The sequence below is a fragment of the Vibrio sp. 811 genome (genome assembly GCF_033339195.1).
Genome location: NZ_JAWOUB010000015.1, coordinates 64531 through 86717 on the forward strand (window position 1 = coordinate 64531; position 22187 = coordinate 86717).

At 43.8% G+C, this 22187-nt stretch carries 21 protein-coding genes and 1 tRNA gene; 15 read left to right on the forward strand and 7 right to left on the reverse strand.

The features are described from left to right. The first annotated feature begins 268 nt into the window (after positions 1–268). The 6 genes from betI to choV all read left to right on the forward strand — a co-directional run bounded on the left by betI (position 269) and on the right by choV (position 7317). Entirely contained in the window at positions 269–868 is a 600-nt protein-coding gene (gene betI / locus R7Q46_RS18950; protein WP_017820329.1) for a transcriptional regulator BetI, read from the forward strand. Between the two features lie 18 nt (positions 869–886). After that, positions 887–2347, forward strand: a complete 1461-nt coding sequence (betB, locus tag R7Q46_RS18955) for a betaine-aldehyde dehydrogenase (RefSeq protein ID WP_167416100.1) — start codon at positions 887–889, stop codon at positions 2345–2347. Positions 2348–2527: 180 nt separating this feature from the next. After that, the gene (gene betA / locus R7Q46_RS18960) at positions 2528–4243 is read left to right on the forward strand and encodes a choline dehydrogenase (protein ID WP_005373209.1); all 1716 of its coding nucleotides are present in this window, start codon (positions 2528–2530) and stop codon (positions 4241–4243) included. A 36-nt stretch (positions 4244–4279) separates the two neighbouring features. Beyond that, complete coding sequence (locus R7Q46_RS18965) at positions 4280–5218, forward strand: choline ABC transporter substrate-binding protein (RefSeq protein WP_005382646.1); 939 nt, start codon at positions 4280–4282, stop codon at positions 5216–5218. A 75-nt stretch (positions 5219–5293) separates the two neighbouring features. Beyond that, complete coding sequence (gene choW / locus R7Q46_RS18970) at positions 5294–6136, forward strand: choline ABC transporter permease subunit (protein ID WP_005392552.1); 843 nt, start codon at positions 5294–5296, stop codon at positions 6134–6136. A 2-nt stretch (positions 6137–6138) separates the two neighbouring features. Then, complete coding sequence (gene choV / locus R7Q46_RS18975) at positions 6139–7317, forward strand: choline ABC transporter ATP-binding protein (RefSeq protein ID WP_115386584.1); 1179 nt, start codon at positions 6139–6141, stop codon at positions 7315–7317. A 96-nt stretch (positions 7318–7413) separates the two neighbouring features. Here the strand turns inward: choV and R7Q46_RS18980 are convergent, their stop codons facing one another. After that, positions 7414–8070, reverse strand: coding sequence for an NAD(P)H-dependent oxidoreductase (locus R7Q46_RS18980; RefSeq protein WP_064354707.1), 657 nt, complete (start codon positions 8068–8070; stop codon positions 7414–7416). A 243-nt stretch (positions 8071–8313) separates the two neighbouring features. Here R7Q46_RS18980 and R7Q46_RS18985 point away from each other — a divergent pair, with 243 nt between their 5' ends. Continuing rightward, the gene (locus tag R7Q46_RS18985) at positions 8314–8748 is read left to right on the forward strand and encodes a globin (RefSeq protein ID WP_149192078.1); all 435 of its coding nucleotides are present in this window, start codon (positions 8314–8316) and stop codon (positions 8746–8748) included. 41 nt (positions 8749–8789) lie between these two features. Here the strand turns inward: R7Q46_RS18985 and R7Q46_RS18990 are convergent, their stop codons facing one another. Continuing rightward, a complete protein-coding gene (locus R7Q46_RS18990) occupies positions 8790–9572 on the reverse strand; it encodes a slipin family protein (protein WP_213968858.1) in 783 nt (260 codons plus the stop codon). Between the two features lie 10 nt (positions 9573–9582). Further along, positions 9583–10959 (reverse strand): NfeD family protein, encoded by a 1377-nt coding sequence (locus tag R7Q46_RS18995; RefSeq protein ID WP_213968859.1) that lies wholly within the window; start codon positions 10957–10959, stop codon positions 9583–9585. A 498-nt stretch (positions 10960–11457) separates the two neighbouring features. Here R7Q46_RS18995 and R7Q46_RS19000 point away from each other — a divergent pair, with 498 nt between their 5' ends. From R7Q46_RS19000 to R7Q46_RS19010, 3 genes are all read left to right on the forward strand, one after another. Then, positions 11458–12426: a cytochrome-c peroxidase gene (locus R7Q46_RS19000; RefSeq protein ID WP_411978764.1), complete on the forward strand. Its 969-nt coding sequence runs from the start codon at positions 11458–11460 to the stop codon at positions 12424–12426. Continuing rightward, the gene (locus tag R7Q46_RS19005; protein WP_213871374.1) at positions 12419–14776 is read left to right on the forward strand and encodes an ATP-binding protein; all 2358 of its coding nucleotides are present in this window, start codon (positions 12419–12421) and stop codon (positions 14774–14776) included. The genes R7Q46_RS19000 and R7Q46_RS19005 overlap by 8 nt, the downstream gene beginning before the upstream one ends. A 99-nt stretch (positions 14777–14875) precedes the next feature. Beyond that, positions 14876–15343 (forward strand): OsmC family protein, encoded by a 468-nt coding sequence (locus tag R7Q46_RS19010; protein ID WP_025767882.1) that lies wholly within the window; start codon positions 14876–14878, stop codon positions 15341–15343. A gap of 76 nt (positions 15344–15419) precedes the next feature. Here the strand turns inward: R7Q46_RS19010 and gdhA are convergent, their stop codons facing one another. Next, positions 15420–16772, reverse strand: a complete 1353-nt coding sequence (gene gdhA / locus R7Q46_RS19015; protein WP_318077708.1) for an NADP-specific glutamate dehydrogenase — start codon at positions 16770–16772, stop codon at positions 15420–15422. A 305-nt stretch (positions 16773–17077) separates the two neighbouring features. On the opposite strand from gdhA, the gene R7Q46_RS19020 reads away from it, so the two are divergent. Beyond that, on the forward strand, positions 17078–18088 hold the full coding sequence (locus tag R7Q46_RS19020) for a DUF2804 domain-containing protein (protein WP_206225659.1): 1011 nt from the start codon (positions 17078–17080) through the stop codon (positions 18086–18088). Between the two features lie 7 nt (positions 18089–18095). Next, a complete protein-coding gene (locus tag R7Q46_RS19025; RefSeq protein WP_005373167.1) occupies positions 18096–18953 on the forward strand; it encodes a sterol desaturase family protein in 858 nt (285 codons plus the stop codon). A gap of 16 nt (positions 18954–18969) precedes the next feature. Here R7Q46_RS19025 and R7Q46_RS19030 read toward each other — a convergent pair. Further along, a tRNA-Gly gene (locus R7Q46_RS19030) sits at positions 18970–19044 on the reverse strand. 371 nt (positions 19045–19415) lie between these two features. On the opposite strand from R7Q46_RS19030, the gene R7Q46_RS19035 reads away from it, so the two are divergent. From R7Q46_RS19035 to R7Q46_RS19045, 3 genes are all read left to right on the forward strand, one after another. Beyond that, entirely contained in the window at positions 19416–19934 is a 519-nt protein-coding gene (locus tag R7Q46_RS19035) for a DUF4136 domain-containing protein (protein WP_005373165.1), read from the forward strand. 144 nt (positions 19935–20078) lie between these two features. Beyond that, complete coding sequence (locus R7Q46_RS19040) at positions 20079–20459, forward strand: hypothetical protein (protein ID WP_242014579.1); 381 nt, start codon at positions 20079–20081, stop codon at positions 20457–20459. 51 nt (positions 20460–20510) lie between these two features. After that, positions 20511–21191 (forward strand): DedA family protein, encoded by a 681-nt coding sequence (locus tag R7Q46_RS19045; RefSeq protein ID WP_318077709.1) that lies wholly within the window; start codon positions 20511–20513, stop codon positions 21189–21191. Positions 21192–21315: 124 nt separating this feature from the next. On the opposite strand, the gene R7Q46_RS19050 is transcribed toward R7Q46_RS19045, so the two are convergent. Both R7Q46_RS19050 and R7Q46_RS19055 read right to left on the reverse strand, forming a co-directional pair. Then, positions 21316–21639, reverse strand: a complete 324-nt coding sequence (locus tag R7Q46_RS19050; protein WP_042522561.1) for a hypothetical protein — start codon at positions 21637–21639, stop codon at positions 21316–21318. Positions 21640–21725: 86 nt separating this feature from the next. Continuing rightward, positions 21726–22184 carry a hypothetical protein gene (locus tag R7Q46_RS19055; RefSeq protein ID WP_017633653.1) on the reverse strand — a complete coding sequence of 153 codons (459 nt, stop codon included), beginning with the start codon at positions 22182–22184 and terminating at the stop codon, positions 21726–21728. Positions 22185–22187 lie beyond the last annotated feature (3 nt).

Here is a 22187-nt window from a genome sequence, read left to right on the forward strand (position 1 = left end):
AGATTTTTGTTGTTCAAAAATCAACTCGTTCATCATCGTTTTAAAAATAGATTAAGAGTTAAATGTTTGATTTTGTTTATCTTATTTGTTTGTTCTTAAACTAAAATCTAGTTATCCCGACAAGTTCTTGCTGAGCAATTTTTCGTACACCCTCAACTTTTCATCCTTTTTTACTAACATTTTTCTTTAAAAATAATTTGAGTTCGAATTAATTTTCAGGCATTTTATATTTAACTAACCGTTCAATTAAAAATAACAGGGACGCAAAATGCCAAAGGTGGGGATGCCTGAAATCAGAAAACCGCAGCTTGTGAAAGCGACAATGTCAGTGATTGATAGAGTCGGTTTACACGCGGCGAGTATTTCGTTAATCAGCAAAGAAGCCGGTGTATCAACGGGGATTATCAACCACTATTTCGGTGGTAAGCACGGATTGCTGGAGGAAACGATGCGCGAAATCTTGCGTCAGCTTTCGTCCACTATCACACAGAAGTTACGTGAGCTGCCAAGTGATGCTCATCACCAAAGAATTAACGCCATCATTGATGGTAACTTTGTCGGCTATCAGGCAGAAAACCAAGTTGCTAAGACTTGGCTGGCGTTTTGGTCGTACTCAATGCATGACGAGCAGCTCAAGCGTTTGCAGCGTGTCAACGAACGACGTCTATTGTCCCACCTAAGAAAAGAACTCAAAGCATTATTAAATGCAGAGCAGGCTGAATTGGTTGCTCATGGGATTGCATCACTTATTGATGGAATTTGGCTGCGCGGAACGCTCAACCCGCAAGGCATTGATGCAGAAAGAGCGAGAATCATCATCAACGATTATCTCGAAAAACAACTTACGTTTTATTCTGAAAAAATATAAAAGTTACAGGTCTTCAAAATGGAAATGAAAGCACACTATATCAATGGTGCGATGTACGACGGGTGTTCAGATGAACACTTCACCACTTACAATCCGGCGAATGGTGAGCCATTGGCCAACATTAAACAAGCGAACCAAGACGATCTTCAAGCAGCGATTGAATCGGCAAAGAAAGGTTTTGCTGCATGGTCGGCGATGACTGCGATTGAGCGCAGCCGTATTTTACACAAAGCCGTTGCCATTTTACGTGAGCGTAATGACGAGTTGGCTGCATTGGAAGTGGCAGATACTGGTAAGCCCATTCAAGAAGCTATCGCGGTTGATGTCACAACAGGTGCCGATGTTCTTGAGTACTACGCTGGCCTTGCTCCAAGTCTACAAGGTGAACAGCAGCCACTCAGCGACGATCAGTTTTTCTATACACGTCGTGAGCCATTGGGCATTTGCGCGGGTATTGGCGCTTGGAATTATCCAATTCAAATTGCGATGTGGAAATCGGCGCCAGCACTGGCTGCGGGCAACGCAATGATCTTCAAGCCATCAGAAGAAACACCATTAACGGCGCTTAAGCTCGCCGAAATTTATTCAGAAGCGGGCATGCCAGATGGCGTATTTAATGTCGTGCAAGGGGATTACCGAGTAGGACAGATGCTAACGGCGCATCCTGATATCGCAAAAGTGTCATTCACGGGTGAGTCAGGCACCGGTAAAGTCGTCATGAGTGACAGCGCTAAGACACTAAAACAAGTAACGATGGAGCTTGGTGGTAAGTCTCCACTGATTATTTTTGATGATGCGAAGTTAAACGATGCCGTTTCTGCGGCCATGGTGGCGAACTTCTACACCCAAGGTGAGGTTTGTACGCACGGTACACGTGTATTTGTCCATGAAGGTATTTATGACGACTTTATCGCACAGCTTAAAGCCCGAACCGAGTTGTTAGTCGTCGGCGATCCGCTTGATGAGAACACGCAAATTGGCGCGCTAATCTCTAAAGATCATGAATCGAAAGTTCTAGGAGCGATTGAAGCCGCGAAAGCGAGTGGCGCGACGTTACTGACTGGCGGCTACAAAGTAACAGACAATGGCCTAGCTAATGGTAACTTTGTTGCTCCAACCGTATTTGTCGATTGCGATGATGACATGAGCCACGTTCAACAAGAAATCTTTGGCCCGGTAATGTCAGTTCTGAAATTCCGCGATGAGTCGGAAGTGATTGCGCGTGCAAATGACACCGATTATGGCTTAGCGGCAGGTGTATTTACTCAAAACCTATCTCGTGCGCACCGTGTTATCCATCAAATTCAAGCGGGTATTTGTTGGGTGAACACATGGGGTGACTCACCTGCAGAAATGCCAGTTGGCGGCTACAAGCAATCAGGTGTTGGCCGTGAAAACGGAGTCGAAACCCTTAAACATTACACACAAACGAAGAGTGTTCTGGTTCAGCTAAGCGACTTCGAAAGCCCTTACAAATGATACTACTCATAGTAGATAACTGACCGCTTTAGCTTGTTAAAATGCTCGATAACTACGTTGTCAATTTTGATTGTAGGTTAACTACTTATCAAAATTTCCGCCTTGTTCTCAAGCATTTTTCCTACGCTAATTTCGTTCACTTATCTACGGTGATTCGTATTAACTCCTAGGAGAATAAAAATGCAACAACACTACGATTACATCATCGTCGGTGCGGGTTCGGCCGGCTGTGTGTTAGCGGATCGCTTAAGTGAAAGTGGTCAAAATTCGGTTCTATTACTCGAAGCGGGTGGGTCGGATAAAAGTATTTTTATCCAAATGCCAACAGCGCTTTCTTACCCGATGAACACTGAAAAATACGCGTGGCAGTTTGAGACGGTTGAAGAGCAAGGGTTGGATGGTCGCCAACTTCATTGTCCTCGCGGAAAAGTTCTGGGCGGTAGCTCATCTATCAACGGCATGGTTTACGTTCGCGGACACGCTTGTGACTTTGACCAGTGGGAAGAGGAAGGAGCGAAAGGCTGGAATTATCAGTCGTGTTTGCCTTATTTCCGTAAAGCAGAGTCTTGGATTGGTGGTGCTGATGAATATCGGGGCGATCACGGGCCAGTCGGCACATGTAACGGCAACGATATGAAGCTCAATCCACTGTACCAAGCTTTTATTGATGCAGGCAAAGAAGCGGGCTACCCAGAAACAAAAGATTACAACGGTTATCAACAAGAGGGCTTTGGCCCAATGCATATGACCGTCGACAAAGGCGTACGCGCTTCAACCTCTAACGCATACTTAAGCCGTGCTAAAAAACGCAAAAACTTCACCCTAATGAAGAGGGTGACGGTTCATCGAGTTTTATTAGAAGAAACTGGTGCAGAAGGCAAGAAAGCGGTAGGCGTTGAATTTGAAAAGTCAGGTTCAATTCAGCAATGTTTTGCGAATAATGAAGTGATTTCGAGTGCGGGTTCGGTTGGCTCCGTTCAGCTGTTGCAGCTTTCAGGCATTGGCCCTAAGGCAGTATTAGAAAAAGCGGGCATTGAGGTGAAACACTCGTTGGAGGGAGTAGGTAAAAACCTGCAAGATCACTTAGAAGTGTACTTCCAATATCACTGTAAACAACCTATCACGCTCAACAGCAAATTAGGGTTGGTGAGCAAGGGCTTGATTGGCACTGAGTGGATATTAACTCGCAAAGGCCTTGGTGCTACTAACCACTTTGAATCGTGTGCGTTTATCCGCTCTCGTGAAGGACTAAAGTGGCCAAATATTCAATATCACTTCTTGCCAGCGGCAATGCGCTATGACGGGCAAGCTGCTTTTGATGGTCATGGTTTCCAAGTGCACGTCGGACCTAACAAGCCAGAAAGTCGCGGGTCGGTCGAAGTTGTCTCTGCGAATCCGAATGATAAGCCGAAGATTGAGTTTAACTACATTTCCACTGAACAAGATAAGCAGGATTGGCGTGATTGTATTCGCCTTACTCGCGAGATCCTCAATCAGCCAGCCATGGATGAGTTTCGTGGGGACGAGATCCAACCCGGTCTGAACATCACAACGGATGAACAGATTGATGAATGGGTGAAGCAAAACGTCGAGAGTGCTTACCATCCATCTTGTACCTGCAAAATGGGCGCAGATAATGACCCATTAGCCGTCTTAAATGAGCGATGCCAAGTACGCGGTATTCAAGGCTTGCGTGTGGTGGACTCTTCTATTTTCCCAACCATTCCGAACGGTAATTTAAATGCGCCAACGATTATGGTGGCAGAACGCGCCGCGGATATGATTTTGGATAACGCCCTAGAAACGTCGAACAACGTACCAGTTTGGATTGCACCGGACTGGCAAGAGATGCAACGAATGCATCCGCCAAAAAGAGATCTCGATTCGATCTCATAAAATGAAAAAGTCAGTAATCATTACAAGGAATTTAACATGTCTAAGATGACAAAAATCTTCTCAACAATTGCACTAAGTACTTTAGCAACAGGCGCTTACGCCAACCAATGTGAAACGGTTCGTTTCGCAGATGTAGGTTGGACTGACATCACTGCGACCACTGCCGTTACATCAGAGTTACTTAAAGGGTTGGGGTACAAAACGAAGACTGATCTTCTGTCTGTGCCTGTAACTTACTCCTCTATGGCTAATGGCGATATCGACATTTTCTTAGGTAACTGGATGCCAACGATGGAAGGTGATATCGCGAAATACCGTGATGCAGGTACCGTTGAAACCGTACGCGCGAACCTCGTTGGCGCAAAATACACGCTAGCGGTTCCAAAATACGTTTATGACGCAGGCGTGACCAACTTCGCTGACCTAGTAAAACATGCCGACAAATTTAAAGACCGCATTTACGGCATTGAACCAGGAAACGATGGCAACCGCTTAATTCAGTCAATGATTGATAGTAACGCATTCGGCCTAAAAGATTTCAGCCTAGTTGAGTCCAGTGAAGCTGGCATGGTGTCTCAAGTATCACGTGCCGCACGCCGCAATCAATGGATTGTGTACCTAGGTTGGGCGCCGCACCCAATGAATAGTAACGTTGAAATGGAATATCTAGCGGGTGGTGATGACTTCTTCGGTCCTAACTACGGCGGCGCGAACGTCTACACAAACGTACGTAAAAATTACCTCGCTGAGTGTCCAAATGTAGGTCAGCTAGTGAAAAATCTAGAGTTTAACCTAGAAATGGAAAATGAACTGATGGAAGCGATTCTTAACCAGAAACAGAAGCCATCAAAAGCAGCGCAAGCATGGTTGAATGCAAACCAAGAGCAAATTGAAGCGTGGCTAGAGGGCGTGAAAACGGTGGATGGCCAAGATGCGCTAACAGCTATTACAAACTACTTAAAAACAAACGCTTAATAAGCAGTATTTGAGCTCGTTTTTTTAAAAGAAAGTGGGCAGTTTTGCCCGCTTCATTAACACAAAGGTTTTATTTTGAATTTTATTACGGACAACAAACTACCGTTGGGCCAATGGATGGAAACTGGCGTCGATTGGTTAACCATCAATGCATCGGGTTTTTTCGATGCAATCTCTATTACACTTGAAACGATCATTCTTTTCGTGGTGGACATTTTTAAATGGATGCCACCTGCAGCGCCAATCATTATGACGGCGGCAATTGCTTGGTTCTTACATCGCAGCATTCCTCTTGTCGTATTTATCGTGTTGGCCTTACTCGCAATTCTCAACCTTGGTTACTGGCAAGAAATGCTGGAAACCTTTGTCCTTGTGTTTGCAGCGACAACGATTTCCGTATTAATTGGCGTGCCGTTGGGCATTATGGCGGCGCACCGTCCTTGGTTATACACCTTGTTGCGGCCAATACTCGATTTGATGCAGACCGTACCGACATTCGTTTACCTAATTCCAACCTTGGTTCTGTTTGGCTTAGGTATTGTCCCTGGTCTAATCTCGACCATCATTTTCGCTATCGCTGCGCCAATTCGATTGACGTACCTCGGCATTATTAAAGTGCCGGAGGAGCTACTTGAAGCGGGTAAAGCATTTGGTGCCAGCCGCATGAAGCTACTGTTTAAGGTGGAGTTACCTGCGGCATTGCCAAGTATTATGGCTGGCGTTACGCAGTGCATTATGTTGTCTCTGTCTATGGTGGTCATTGCGGCGCTTGTTGGTGCTGATGGACTTGGTAAACCAGTCGTACGCGCACTGAATACGGTAAACATCTCGCAAGGTTTTGAAGCTGGTTTAGCGATTGTACTCGTTGCCATCATTCTTGATCGCTTGTGTAAAGCACCAAACCAGAAGGAGGCATAATCATGGACGCTATTACTATTAAAAATCTTGATGTCGTTTTTGGTCAGCAACAAGCACAGGCGCTAGCACTACTAGATCAAGGGAAGTCTCGACAAGAAATCATTGATGAAACTGGCCAAGTGGTTGGGGTTGATAATGTTTCGCTGAACGTGAAACAGGGTGAGATCTGTGTTTTGATGGGGCTTTCAGGCTCGGGTAAATCAAGTTTGCTGCGAACAGTTAACGGGTTGAACGAAATTTCTCGTGGCTCTCTGAAAATTAAAGACGGCGACGACATGGTTGAGCTCTCTAACTGTGACGAACAGAAGTTGCGCCACCTTCGTACTCACCGCGTATCCATGGTGTTTCAGAAGTTTGCATTGATGCCATGGTTAACGGTATTAGATAACGTTGCGTTTGGTCTAGAAATGCAAGGCATTGGCAAAGCAGAGCGCCGTAAAAAAGCGCGTGAACAGCTCGAAATGGTCGGTTTGTCTGAGTGGGAAACGAAATTCCCGCACGAGCTCTCTGGTGGTATGCAGCAGCGTGTTGGCCTAGCGCGAGCGTTCGCGATGGACACAGATATCTTGTTAATGGATGAGCCGTTTTCAGCGCTTGACCCATTGATTCGTGCTCAGCTTCAAGATGAATTGATTCTGCTTCAAGAAAAGCTAAACAAAACCATTCTTTTTGTGAGTCACGACTTGGATGAGGCGCTTAAAATCGGCAACAACATCGCCATTATGGAATCAGGAAAGCTGATTCAACATGGCAAGCCAGAACAGATCATTCTTGCTCCAGAAAACGATTATGTGGCGGACTTTGTTGCTCACACTAATCCATTAAATGTGCTGAAGGGACGCTCCTTAATGCGTGACGATTTGGTTCGCGAAGATACGCGTGTTCTGATTTGCCCTGATAAAGATATTTGGGTGATACAAGAGAGCAAGGGGTTAAGTTTAGCGGATAAAGATAAATCGTTGATTCAATGGAAGAGCGACTCTTCGAACCTTGACGAAGTTAATGAAAACTCTCTGGTTCAGGTTAGCCCAGAAATCAGTATGCGAGAAGCGATTGAACTTAAACAGCGTAGCAATCAGCCTCTGCTTATGGTTGAAGATAATAAGCTGGTTGGTGTGTTAAGCGACAATGAGCTTTACGATGCATTGCTTGGTAATTTTAAGTCAGAGCAAGTTGCGTAAAGTTGACGCAGAACCAAGTAAAAAAGAGCCGCACATTAATGCGGCTCTTTTTAGTTTAAACAATGATTTAAGTCGCTAAGCTAAGACAATGGTCGACTATAGAGTCGTAATTACGTCATCCATTGCAAGGCGTGCTTTTGGAAGACCATGATTATAATCTTCCCCATCTTTATGGTAGCCAATTGCCAGCGCAACTTCACAAATATGGCCCTCGAGCTCTTCTTTAAACTCTTCTCCAATCAGAGCCGGATCGACACCTTCCATCGGTGTTGAATCAATGCCTAGTCGTGCCAATGTGTGTAGTAGGTTGCCTAGTGCCAAATAGACTTGTGCTTTTGTCCAGTTTCCGTTGAAGCCATTTTCGTCCGTATTTGCATCGGCAAAAGCGTAAGCACCCATAAAGTTGTTGTACATCTCCGCTGGCAAGTGGCCAGATGTTACTTCTGCATCCACACGCTTCGCAAATTTCTCTTTAGTAAATTTAGGATCGTAAGCAAACAGAATCGTATGTGATGCGGCTTTCGCGTGTGGTTGGTTAAACTGATGCATATTTGCAAACGTATTGTGGAAACGTTGCTTCGCTTCATCACTTTCAATAACGATGAATTTCCATGGTTGTGAGTTGATAGAAGACGCCGACAAACGCAGTGCTTCTTTGATTATCGCCATGTCTTCTTGAGAAACGCGCTTGGTTTCATCATATTTTTTTGCAGTGTAACGGCTATTTAGATCGGTAATGATTTGATGGGACACGTTTATATCCTCTTTATGTTATGACAGATGAGGATGCACTAGCATCGACAACCATGCGTACCTCGAATATGGGTTCATGATAATGGATATTTTTTCATTGATAAGAGGGTGTTTATTTAAATCACTTTTTACTTTTTGTTGAAAATCGATGTGAGTTGATCGATTTGAAACTTAAAAGTCCTTATTTGGAAGCTTTTATTTGATATTAAATTAAACTCATATTGAGGCGTAGGGGAAAGCAACATGAACGTGATTGAAGTTTTTAATGATAGCTATGAACGTTGTACTTCAGATCAGGAGTTTTTCGACTTGTTCTACAAAAATTTATGGTCGAAAAGTGCCAACTTTAGACAGAAGTTTGACGGTATAGACATGCACCAACAAGTGAGAATGCTTAGAGGGTCTATTGTATTTTTTATGATGGCAGATACCTCGACCGAAGCGCACAAAATGGTGGAAAAGTATGGGAAAAAGCATGCAAGTGCAGATATTGGTATAGAGCCGCAGGATTTTGATGTTTGGCTTGAGAGTTTGTTAGAAACGGTTCGACAGTGTGATTCCGGGTATGATGCCGATGTTGAAACCGCTTGGCGAACATGCTTTAAAACGGGCTTAGAAGTAATGAAACAAGAATGTGATAAAGAAGATAGGCACATCCTTAAAGCGAGTACCAAATAAGGAAGTAACGTGAGTGGTCGTTACTTCCTAGGGGCAGAATCTTACTTATGTTGTGTCTCTTTATTCTTTTTCACCGCTTCGGCGATATCACTGACAGCTTCGACAAGATTGATCGGCATTGGAAAAATAATAGTGGATGTCTTGTCTGTAGTGATTTCAGTGAGTGTCTGCATGTAACGTAATTGCAGTGCATTCGGTGCTTCGTTGAGCATTTGCGCTGCTTCTTTTAATTTATTTGAAGCCTCTAACTCACCAGTAGCGTGAATGATCTTCGCCCTACGGTTACGTTCTGCTTCTGCCTGACGGGCTAGGGCTCTGACCATGCTGTCATTTAAATCAACATGTTTGACTTCAACCGTAGCAATCTTGATTCCCCAGTCATCAGTCTGTTGATCGAGAATGGATTGTAAATCCTTATTGAGGCGTTCTCGTTCTGATAGCAATTCATCGAGTTCATGCTGACCCAATACCGAGCGCAGCGTGGTTTGTGCTAGCTGACTGGTAGCATCGCTGTAGCTTTCAATATTGTTAATCGCCATTTGAGGATCGACTACGCGAAAATAAACGACCGCGTTGACACGCACAGAAACGTTATCTTTGGTAATTAAATCTTGTGTCGGCACATCCAAAACGACAGTACGTAAATCAACCCTCACCATTTGCTGAATAAATGGGATAAGGATGATCAAACCAGGTCCTTTGACTTCTTGAAATCGACCAAGAAAGAACACAACCCCACGTTCGTATTCTCTCAAAACCTTGAACATTTGGGTCGCTAGTGCGAACAGCAGCACCACGATCACCGCAACGGTATAGAGCATCATAAAGCGCCTCCTATTTATTTTGGCGGTCATCAGGCATCACAGTTAAGGTCAGCCCTTTAACATTAACAATGGTGACGTGATCACCTTGTTTGAATTGTTGATGGTCTTTGGCTTTAGCTCGCCATAACGCACCGTTGAGTTGAACGCGTCCTTCGCCATCGATAAAGTCATCGCTTACCACGGCGACCTTCCCAGGGTAAGTCTCTAAACCCGTCGTTACACGCCGGCGACGAATTTTGAGCAGCAGGCCGACGGTCAGCACGATTAGAGCCACGGAAAATATGGCAATACCAAAAATCAAAGGAAGGGCGATCTGGAATCCTGGTAACTCACTGTCCATGAGAAATATCGAACCGAGTACAAAGGCGACAACGCCGCCTAAGCCCAAAATACCAAAGCTCGGACTGAATGCTTCCGCTATCATTAGTGCAATACCGAGTAACAGCAGACCAAGACCTGCGTAGTTGACGGGCATCATTTGTAGTGCGTACATGGCAAGAAGCAGACAAATCCCACCTAGCACACCGGGTAAGCCAATTCCTGGGTTGTAAAATTCAAGAAGTAAACCGTAGATGCCGATGAGCATTAGAATGTAGGCAACGTTTGGATTGGTGATAACGGCTAACATTTCTGCTCGCCAATCTGGCGTTCTTTCAACCCATGTTGGATTTTTAAGTGACAATGTCACAGTGCGATTGTTTACTTTAACAGTTTGCCCATCTATGGCTTTGACTAAGTCCTCTGGCGAATTGGCGATGTAATCGATCACGTTTAACTCTAATGCTTCTGTTGCATCCAAGCTCGCCGCCTCGCTTACTGCTTTCTCTGCCCATTCTGCATTTCGTCCATGAAGTTTTGCTAAGCCTTTAATGTAGGCTTTGGCGTCGTTAATTACCTTTTTCTCCATTGCGGTTTTAGCGGGAACTTTCTCTGAGCTTTCGTTGGTTCCTTCTGGCGTTTCTTCCGCGTTTTGATCTTTGCCATCATCCGATGAAGGAGGTTGAGGCGCACCACCTAACGCGACGGGCGTTGCAGCTCCGAGGTTTGTCGCTTCAGCCATGGCGGCTACGTGACTAGCGAGCAAGATGTATGTTCCTGCACTGGCAGCTCTAGAGCCAGATGGGCCGACCCAAGTTGCAATGGGAGTCGAGGAGGTTGTTATCGCGTGAATAATATCTCGCATTGCGCTATCTAAGCCGCCTGGTGTGTCCATCTCTAAGATCACTAAACTGACACCGTTTAGTTGAGCTTCTTCTATTTCACGAGATAAATAGTCGCTAGTAGCAGGCCCTATAGCGCCTTTGACAGGAACAATCCAAACAGTATTCGCCAGTGCTTGACTGGCAATCAAGAGTAAAGGTAAGAACCATATCCATAGTCGTTTCATGCAGTCCTCCTTGTGTGGTCACAGGGACTTTTTGAAATCCTAATTCAAGTATATCCAAATAACTTAGAGATGCTTGAGTATAGGTTCTAATGAATAAGTTCCCGAGGCTAATTAGGAGACTACATTTTTATATATAAACGCTGTGTGAGATAGTAAACTAAAGCAAATTATTGGTAATTGTGATGTTTATGTTTATTGTTCTGCGTTTGATTAAGTTGGCCGTTATCTGTGCCGTTTTCTTTACTATTTTCGATCTGATCTCCTATGGAGAGGTGACTTGGTTTCAACGGTTTTTGGCTTTTCTACACTAAACTCAGACTTCAATACGTTAGCTACTCATAAGGCGATCGATTTCTTCCTATTCGCCTTATTACTCTCTCTTCAACCAAAGCCTTAAACAAAGCAATACTTAACTCGGTTTTTCAACTTCCTGTCGGTGGAAAAAATGCCAAAATGCAACTAAATTCATATCAATGACAAGTTTAAGGTATGTAGTTGATGAGGCAATTCAGCGCAATCGCACTAGCTGTTGTAATACTCATTTTGAGCCAAACAACAATCGCAAGAAACGCGAAGATGTTAGGTGATATCTCTCTAGTTCAGCCCATACAGGGTGATCCTAATGTAGATATTAAGCTAGCGAGAATTGGCTGGCATCTCTTCCGCGATCCTCAATTATCGTCAAATGGTAATGTCAGCTGCGCGACATGCCACAATCTGCAAACCAATGGCGCTGAAAATACACCAGTCTCTACGGGGGTGAAAGGTGATGGAATTAGAAATTCTATAACAGTGTTTAATGCAGCGTTAAATTATCGTTTTTTATGGGATGGTACGGAAAACACCTTGATGGCTCAGATTGATGGTCCAATCCATAATCCAATGGAAATGGACTCAAACTGGCAAACAATACAGCAATATGTAAAAGAGAGTGAACATTATCAAGCTCTATTTAATCGTGACGGTGAATTGCCGATTAACGTTCATAATATCAAGTCCGCTATTGTGGAGTTTGTTGAAGGGCTGCAGACGCCTGGCGCACCATTCGATGCTTACTTATTGGGTTACACGCATGTACTGAGTGAACAGCAAATCAGAGGTTGGAAAACATTTCAGACTTCAGGTTGTGTGCAGTGTCATCAGGGCAAAAATATCGGCGGAGCGATGATCCAAAGGTTCGCCTATTTCAAGGATAAGCCAGTAGTAGAGGACTCGGGCAGGCAACTCGTTACGATAGAAGATGAAGAGCGATTCTATTTTAGAGTAGCCAGTTTACGCAATGTCGCGCTAACGAGTCCTTATTTTCATAATGGGCAAGTCGATAAGTTATCCGACGCGATACAAATCATGGCTAAAACCCAGCTCGGTATAACGATGAACGATGAGAATGTCGCGGACATTGAAGCATTCTTGCAGTCGTTGACAGCACCTAGACCCATAATTTTAGAGGTGTTGGAAAATGAATAAATTCAAACTGATCAACTTTTGCTTTTTTATTGGGATACTGACGTGCTGCACACTGGCGTATATGTCGTATATGAATTCAAAAAACGCTCAAGAATTTCATGCAGGGCTAATGAATATCGGACATGAGTTGATTGAAGAGCGTGATGTTATCGTGAACCGATATGCCGTTGAAGATAGGAAAAACTATGAGTTAACAACATCTTTAGTAGAGATAGAAATCGCAGCACAGGCACTGTTGGAATCATCAAAGGCATCAGTTTGGTTTCCCGTGACACCCAATCGTATAAAAGTTAGGGATACGCTTGAACAGTTTAAGGAGCGAGTGCTTCAAACAACGTTGAAGCTTGATATGTTAATTGGTGTTCAGGTAGAAAATCGGTATGCATTACTCATGTTGTTCAATTTATATCAGCAAGATGTTTCTACCGAGCGCGGCCAATCATTGGGTGGCAGTCGTTATTTTGAATTTCTCAACCAGTTGCTTCTAACACAAACTGAAGTTGAGAGTGAAAAGGAAGCGAACTTCCTTAAACGGCTTCAAACGAGTGATAAAAGAATTGAATTGCTGACGAATGAACTGCTTGATCACACTTATATTGAGTTTGTCGAAAGCTCAGAGCATCGGTTACTCAATATTGCTCAAAGTGAGGCGCGTTTTACGTGGTTGTTTGTATTTATTGCGGTGATGTTTCTAGTTAGCGCGTTTGTTTATCAGTCACATCACCGAATGCATAACTTAAAACAGTTGAATCTTGAAATTGAAGAGGCGAGAAACAAAGCCGAGCGAGCGGCAAAAGCGAAATCAAATTTTCTCGCTGCAATGAGTCACGAACTAAGGACGCCGATGAATGGTGTACTAGGGCTTTCTCAAATGATTGCAGAAGAGACCAAAGAGCCGACGACGAAAGAGCACATTAGGGTTATTCTTGACTCTGGCCAGCATCTGATGACTATCCTCAACGATATTTTGGATTTTTCTAAAGTTGAAGAAAACAAACTGGAATTTGAGCAAGCTAAGTTTAAGCTCGATCAAGTGCTTTCTCCGGTGTGTAGCGCAATAAAACCACTTGTTGATGAAAAAAATATCGAGTTAATCTTGGAAAACGAGGTTTCTGAATATACTGAATTTACTGGGGATTGTGCGCGTTTACGACAGATCTTATTTAATCTCGCCGGTAACGCGGTGAAGTTTACCAATGAAGGGCATGTGCTGGTTAGAACCGAGTTAGATGAATCGAATCAGTTGTTGGTCATGCGCGTGAGCGACACCGGTATTGGTATTGCGCCAGACAAGCACGAGCATATTTTTAACTCGTTTGAGCAAGCAGACTCATCAACGACTCGAAGGTTCGGCGGAACAGGGCTTGGGTTAGCCATCGTCAAAAAACTAACCGATTTGATGGGTGGCCATATTACTCTCAAGAGTATAGAAGGCGTTGGAAGTCAATTTATCGTTGAGTTGCCGATTCCTTGGGTAGAATCTGCTCCGAAAAAGCAGCAAGAAGCACCGAAACCTCGCGCAAAATCACACCATTTAAAGATACTACTTGCTGATGATAACCGTGTGAATGCCATTGTGGCAAAAGGGTTTTGCGAAAAGCTCGGGCATGAAGTGGATGTAGCAGAGAATGGGTTAATCGCGGTTAAAAAGGCGAAAGAGAACGAGTATGACCTGATCTTGATGGACAACCATATGCCCGAGATGAATGGTGTTGAGGCGACACGCGTTATCCGACAAGAGTTAGGTATCAAGACATTACTCTTTGCGTACACGGCAGACGTATTTCGTGAAGCCCATGATAGCTTTATTGAAGCAGGAGCAGACCATGTGCTTACAAAACCGCTACAGCATGAGAGCTTTTCAGACGCTCTCAAACAGTTTGCAGCCAGACTCGAACCGAAACAGAATCCGCCACTAACGAGTGACAGCAATGTGCTTCAGTTGCAACGTAAGCCAATCGAGAACTTAAGGTTAACAGAGGAAGAACTCTCCCGCTCAGGCATGTTTGCTTCTTTACGAGATGAGCCAGAAGCGCTCGACGAGCTGCTAAAAAGCATTATTGTCGATTTTGAGACATCTGTTGATGAGCTTATTGAATACTTTATGGCTGAAGACTTTGCTTCATTAGAGCTGACGTTGCACAAAACGAAAGGGATGGCACTGAACCTAAGTTTACCTATTTTGGCGAGCCAAACGGAGGCCCTGGAAACTCAACTTAAAGCCAACCAAAGTCCCGAGATTGAGCAGTTGCAGATGCTGATCAATCGGTTACAGGTCAACATCCATCAGTCTCATAGACTTTTGGATGATATCCAGAAGAACAATGCCGATCCTCAACAGATTTTATAGTCCCTGTGAGTGCGATGCTTTCCTTAACTCATTTTGTTGTGGTTTACTGTGGCAAGGACGGATAGTGTTGATTCGTCGTCGGAAAATCAGGGAGTTAGAATGAGTAAGCATTCCGCTTTAATCAAATGGCATCGTAAAGCTGGCGAAGAGTTTAAGGATAATAAGTATAGTAGGGCACACATTTGGCAATTTGATGGAGGGTTGCAAGTCCCAGCATCTCCATCTCCCCACGTAGTACCATTACCACTATCCGTAGAAGAAAACGTTGATCCAGAAGAAGCGTTTGTCGCGGCACTTTCTAGTTGTCATATGCTCGTTTTCCTGTCTATTGCAGCAAAGCGGCGTTACGTTGTGGACAGTTACTTCGATGAAGCGGTAGGGGAGCTTGAAAAAGGCGAAAACGGAAAAGAGTGGGTATCAAAGGTAACGTTAAACCCTAAGATAACATTTTCAGGTGAAAAACAACCGACACCATCTCAATTAGAAAAACTGCACCACATGGCCCATGAGAATTGCTTTATCGCCAACTCCGTTAAAACAGAAGTGACAACGCTTATTGCGAATTAAGTGGAGCTCTTTATCAAAAAGCGCGGCCTATTGCGGAGTTATATTAAGCCAGCAGTCATCCTGCTGGCTCGTTCATCTAGACGACACCTTGCTCAATCATTGCATCAGCGACTTTTCTAAAGCCTGCAATGTTGGCGCCTAAAACTAAATTTCCAGGTTGGCCAAACTCTTTACTGGTTTCGTTTGCATTGATGAAAATATTTTTCATGATGGTTTGCAACTGACTATCCACTTGTTCAAACGTCCAGTTTTGCATGCTGGCGTTTTGCGCCATTTCAAGTTGACTGGTTGCAACGCCGCCTGCATTGGCTGCTTTTGCAGGCCCATAAGCTATGTCTGAGTCCACGATAATATTGGCAGCATCACGGGTGGTTGGCATGTTCGCCCCTTCACTAATCAAAATACATCCGTTTTCGATAAGAGCCAGTGCGTCGTCTGACGTTAATTCATTTTGAGTCGCACAAGGGAAGGCAGCATCAGCCTGATATCGCCAAACAGCATGTCCTTCATTAGGATAGTCGCCCTCTGGTGTGTATTCTGCTTCAGGATAAGTTTCCAAATATTCTTCTAAGCTTGCTCTTTTCACTTCTTTTAGTTGTTTTAGGAGCTTAAGATCAATACCGTGCTCATGATAGATCGTACCTCGAGAGTCGCTGCATGTGACTGGCGTTGCTCCCATATGGTACAGTTTTTCAATGGCGTAGATAGCCACGTTGCCAGCACCAGAAACGAGGCAAGTTTTCCCTTTCAATGAATCGTTGCGGTCGTTGAGCATGCATTCTGCAAAATAGACGGCGCCATATCCTGTCGCTTCTTTTCTGGCGAGTGAGCCACCCCAAAGCAGACTCTTGCCTGTAAGCACACCTTCGTAGCGGCCCGTCAATCGTTTGTATTGACCAAACATATAGCCAATTTCGCGCGCCCCGACACCGATATCGCCTGCGGGCACATCGGTGGTAGGACCGATGTGACGGTACAACTCGTTCATAAATGATTGGCAAAATCGCATGATCTCGCCGTCGGATTTTCCTTTAGGATCGAAGTTTGAACCGCCTTTGCCGCCACCGATAGGAAGGCCAGTCAGTGCGTTTTTAAAAATTTGCTCAAAGCCGAGAAATTTTATGATGCTCGCATTGACTGAGTGATGGAATCTCAATCCTCCTTTGTACGGCCCCAAAGCAGAGTTGAATTCAACTCGATAACCTTTGTTTACTTGTACATTTCCAGCATCATCAACCCAAGGAACTCGAAACATGATTTGACGTTCTGGCTCGACGATCCTCTGGATAATCGCTTGTTCCTTATATTTATTATTGCCTTCTATTACCGGCGCGAGAGAAGTTAATACTTCTTCTACCGCTTGGTAAAATTCTTTTTGCGCAGGGCTACTGTGTTGCAACGCAACAATAGTATCGTGTATGTGTGACATAGATTTCTTCCTTGATGTGAATAAGCAATCAGTTTATATGAATGTATTTCCATTAAATAGTGATTTTGACCAAGATTCAATGGTTGTAGTGGTCTTTCCTGCGGATGAGAATGTGCAGCTTCTAACCCAGGCTGTGTTGGTTGAGATAGGTAGGGCGAGCTAAGTAAGCGGGTGGTTGAGTGATCAGTTTCACATATAACAAGCAGAAATCACTTTAGTCGATGTTGTTGTGCAGTTACGCAAATTGTTTATGTTAACGTCATGTTAAAGTTTTTGTGTGTGATAACTTGTGAAAAGACAACTATATGGATGAGCTTAAGGTTCTGAACTCGTTTATTCAGCAGAATGGCCTACCAGCGTTTGGCCACCTTGATGGAATTCCAACATCGTTACAGCTAGATAAATTTACCTACCTCGATGAGATGGATAAGCCGGTGTCTAAGTGGCGCCGTTACCGCGATTATAAGCAGTTTCAGTTCGTCAATTTGGTCACACCTAATTACGTCATTGGAGTAGCGATTGCTGATATACGGTATTTAGCATCCGGCTTTTGCTACCTGTTTGATATTAAAAAGAATAAGTTGATTGAGCAACAATGGTTGAAACCTTTTAATATAGGTTATCAAACTCAGCCTTCCAGTTGGTGCAGTCTTGCCCATCTTGCTAACAAAAGAGTTCAGTTTTCTATTAAGGATGGTATTTGGCACGTCCACTTTGTGACAGAGTCAGTCAATGCGGATCTCTATTTACGTCCAGAAAATATGAGTTTGCCATTAATGTTGTGTACGCCAACAGGTTATGCGGGTTGGACATATACTCAGAAGCACAATGCGTTAGCAGTAGACGGTAACTTGTTCATATTAGGAAAAGAGCAAGATCTTTCAGAGGTGGCTGCTGGTTACGATTTTTCCGCTGGGTACATGCGGCGAGAAACAAGTTGGCGCTGGGCGAGTATCAATTGCTTTGAGGATGACAGGCGTCTGGGGTTGAACTTGGCAGCTGGCGTTAATGAAACTGGCTATTGCGAAAATGTATTGTGGATTAATGGTCAGCGTCACTTTTTGCAGCCTGTGCAGTTTCAGTTTTCACGAAGTGATGAAGGGCAAAAGTGGCATATTACGTCGGAAGATAAACGAGTTAACTTACAGTTCACGCCTTTGAATCGACGCTCAGAGAAGAAAAATTTTTGGCTTCTCAAAAGTAACTTTCGTCAGTACATCGGTTATTTCTCTGGCTATCTTATCGATGGAAATGGCATCAAACATCAGTTAGAAGAAGTTATGGGTCTTACTGAAGATCACTATGCAAAATGGTAGAAACACAATGGATTGGACGCAATTGATGGACCGCCCAGAATTACTTCTGATGATTCTGGCTCCAGTTTTCTTTTTCTGCATGCTTGCCGAATATTGGTTCGGACAAAGAAGGGGACGCTTGCCTGAAAGCGCGACGTATTACTTCCCTGAAGTAGCGTGTAATTTTGTTCTTGCGGGCTTACACCAAGCGACAGACATACTCACGGGTTTACTGATTGCTCAGTTGTATTTGTGGTGGTTTGATTGGCGTTTGTTTGATATCGAAATGAGCGTCTCAGCTTTTCTTTTACTTGTTGTCCTGCAAGATTTTTTCTATTACTGGTTTCATCGGGCTAGCCATCGTATTCGTTGGATGTGGGCCGCGCACGTTGTTCATCACAGTTCGGAAAGAATGAACTTCAGTACCGCATTTCGTCAAAGTTTAATGTATCCGCTAGCGGGGATGTGGATTTTTTGGTTGCCCTTGGTGATTATTGGTTTTGAGCCAAAATGGGTTGTCTTCGTTGTGTTGTTTAATCTGGGCTTACAGTTTTTTGTTCACACCCAATCAATTCGTTCGCTCGGGCCACTAGAGTGGGTATTTAACACGCCGTCTCATCATCGCGTTCATCATGGTGTGAACCGTCAGTACATCGACAAAAATTATGCGGGTGTATTAATTATTTGGGATCGAATGTTCGGAACGTTTGAACCAGAGGTGGAAACGGTTCGGTATGGGGTTTCTAAACCTGTAAACAGCTTTAATCCCATCCGCGTGACGTTTGCAGAATGGAAAGACATGTTTTATGACGTAACTCGACCAAACTTATCATGGAAACAACGCTGCCGCCGTTTGTTCGCTCCGCCATCGGATTTTTATGAGTAAATTGAGATAAAGAGATTGGAGCGGGCAGCGGGAATCGAACCCGCATCATCAGCTTGGAAGGCTGAGGTAATAGCCATTATACGATGCCCGCGCATCGATAGGACTCAGTTAATATGCCACACTGGACGAAAAAGAAAAGTCTTTTCTCATCAAATGTTTGTCAGTTGCCTAAAAAAGTAGCGGACTGATGTTAAAGCGTTCATTGTCTCTGGTTTTTTGTGGCACTCGCGATTCCGCTACTAAGCCTAGGGGCTTCCAATTAGGTCGTAAACACCGAATTCTTAGGTGTTTAGATGTTGATGATATTCAAGATTTTCTGTGTAAAGGTTAATCTCGTTTATTGAACAGTCACGTTTCATGGTCAAGACTAGATATTGAAATGATTACTTTTTACTGTTGATGCGTATGTATAACACAGGGTAATTCTGCTGAAACAGTCAGCTTAACCAAAGGAGATTTAACATGATGAGAGGTTTGATATTAGGGCTGGTGGTGATGCTGGTATCTGCTTGTACTACCGTTACAACCGATGTAGATAAACAAGCCGACTTTTCAGCTTACAGAACGTTTGACTTCGGTGCTCAGGCGGAAGCTCCTACCAGTATTGATGGTCGACGTATTGAGCAAGGGCTTGCTGAACAGCTTGAGAGTAAGGGTTTAATTAAGGTAAATAGTGGCGGTGACCTTTACGTACATCATGATATCGTAGAAGAATCCGAGCTTGTTTCTTCAGGATCGTCGGTGAGCTTTGGCTATGGCTGGAATAGCTTTGGTGTGATCACTTCAAGCCCAGAAAGATATAAAGAACGTAAGTATGGGAAGTTGGTGGTTGAACTGGTTGATGCAAAGGCTAATCAAGTCGTTTGGAAAGGCGTTTCAAGTCGTAAACTGTCTGAGTCAATGAGCTCTGAGAAAAGAGAATCTCTCATCCAAGAAGAAATCGCGAAGATGTTTGAAAGCTACCCTTACGGTGAAAAATAATTAGTATTCTTAACGATTAAGAATACTAATTGCCAATAGTTACGCACAGGGTTAAAAGAACTTATTATTTTGGTTTTGGTTACCTTTGTGCGTACGACCCTGATTGCTTTACTCGGACTACTTTTCTGCTTGTTGGCTCCGAGCATGAGCCTGGCGCACTCACACCCAAATTTTCTTTCCTTTCATAACCAGAATATTGCTGTTGACGCTAAGTCGAAGCACTTTTCAGAACATCCTATCTCTCCAATACAACAAGACTATCCGAGTTTAAACAGCCGGAATGTATTGAGGGTTAGCCATGCTAAGGAAATGAGCTCGAACGACGATGTAGAACCCGAATGGTTTGAAATGCTTGATGTAGCATGGTGGGCGCATCGTTCGGCAATTTACTCGATGAAGCGGCTAAAACGCATCGGCAATGAGGCTTTAGGTTGTTGTATTGAAAGTATTTTTACTCACTTTAAATACAGAATCGGAGTGAGAAAAGAATCGAATTTCATATACCGCTTTATACATGCTCGCTAACACATTCCATGTTTTTGCAACTTTTTGGTTAATTATGCTTAGGAGCGGTTTATGTTTGATTCGATCATTCAGGTCTTGAGTGCTTTTTGGCATCAAGATTTCACGGCGTTAATGGCGCCAGGCAGTGCAGGTTTGGTTTATTTTGTTGTTGCAGTGATTATCTTTTTGGAAAGTGGTTTTATTCCTGCTGCACCTTTCCCATGCGACAGTGTCGTCGTATTATCCGGTACGCTGGCGGCGGTTGGCGTCCTTGACCCAATTATGATCATGTTGGTGATAGCTGTTAGTGCGGGGTTGGGAAGTTGGGCGGCTTATTTACAAGGCAAGTGGCTAAATCACTTACCTAAGGTCCAAGGCTGGGTGAGTGCGGTTCCTCAAAAGCGTTTGGAACAAGTCGACGTATTACTCAGTAAACATGGATTGATTGCGCTTTTGTGCGCGCGGTTTATTCCGGTTGTTCGTTCCCTATTGCCATTAATGATGGGGTTGCGAGTGAAACGTATTAGTAAATTCCATTACTTTGCGTGGCTGAGTGCGATTTTATGGACGCTGATATTATGCGGTTTTGGTTCATTACTTCCTTTGCTACCGGAAAATATGAGCAAAGCAATCACAATGCTATTAATGGCGGCACCAATAATTACTCTTGTGATTGGAGTGCTTAGTTTCTTGTTTGTTAAAGCACGTCGAGCGTTCTGTAAACCCAAGGATGTGTCTGAGTTTTCTCAGTAAGTTTACTTGATTTGCACTTTTAAGCTTGTATGCAGATTAGACATCTAATCGACAGGTTTTTGTCAGTAAAAAGAAAGGCGCAATGTATGCGCCTTTCTTTTTGAGTGTCGTTAGGGTTTCGAATTTAATAGCCAATGCTATATAGGTATTCGCCAACTTCTTTGCACTGAGACTTGTAGATGTTCTCTACTTCAGACTCATTCTTATCTGCTGCTTTAAATTCAAGTTCGGCAGACGATAGCTGGTCAAAGCTGTAGTCTCTCTCAGACATTAAGTAGTGTCTGAACATCGCTCTGTGTTCCGGAACTGCAATACGTGCGTTAGAAACGTTGGCACACTCTAACAGAGTGTCGTTACTCATTTCTTCTGGCTTAGTTTCTGTGTTTGCAAAGGTTGAGCCCGCTGAAAATAGTAATGCTAGTGCGATGGTTGTAGCGATTCTTGTCATTATATGGACCTCAAATTGGTTCTAGTAACAATGAGCATATTGGCTCTTATCGTTACATTTTCGTGTTCTCTGTATGTCATAAAAAGTTAAACAACAGAGAAGGCGTTGCGACCATGAGTAAAGACGTACATTAAGTTCGCTTCCTTTCTTCCTGAGAGGCGATAAAGAGAGCGTTGACTCATGAGTCCGCCATAACTGTCTAGAGGTAAGCGAGATGCTTGTTTTGCCAACTCCAGTAGTGGTGGAGAAGAGAAAGCAATAAGTAAAAAATAATCAGGAGTAAAATCTGATGATAAAACGCCATCAGTAGCTGATGTTCGGCGACAGGAGACAAGCCCGAACAACTCGCGCTTTATATGTAGGTAGTAACTTTCTGAACCCCAAGAGCTCAGAGAAGCTGAGGCATGAAAATCAGTGTGTGCTAGCTCAAAATCGTCTTGTTGAGAGAGTTTAAGTAGGCGCTCGGAAGTGTAATGTTTGGTGTGGTGCCACTCATGCGCATATGAAGCTGTGATGAGCCCTGAGAGCAGGGACAAAGAAAGCATCAA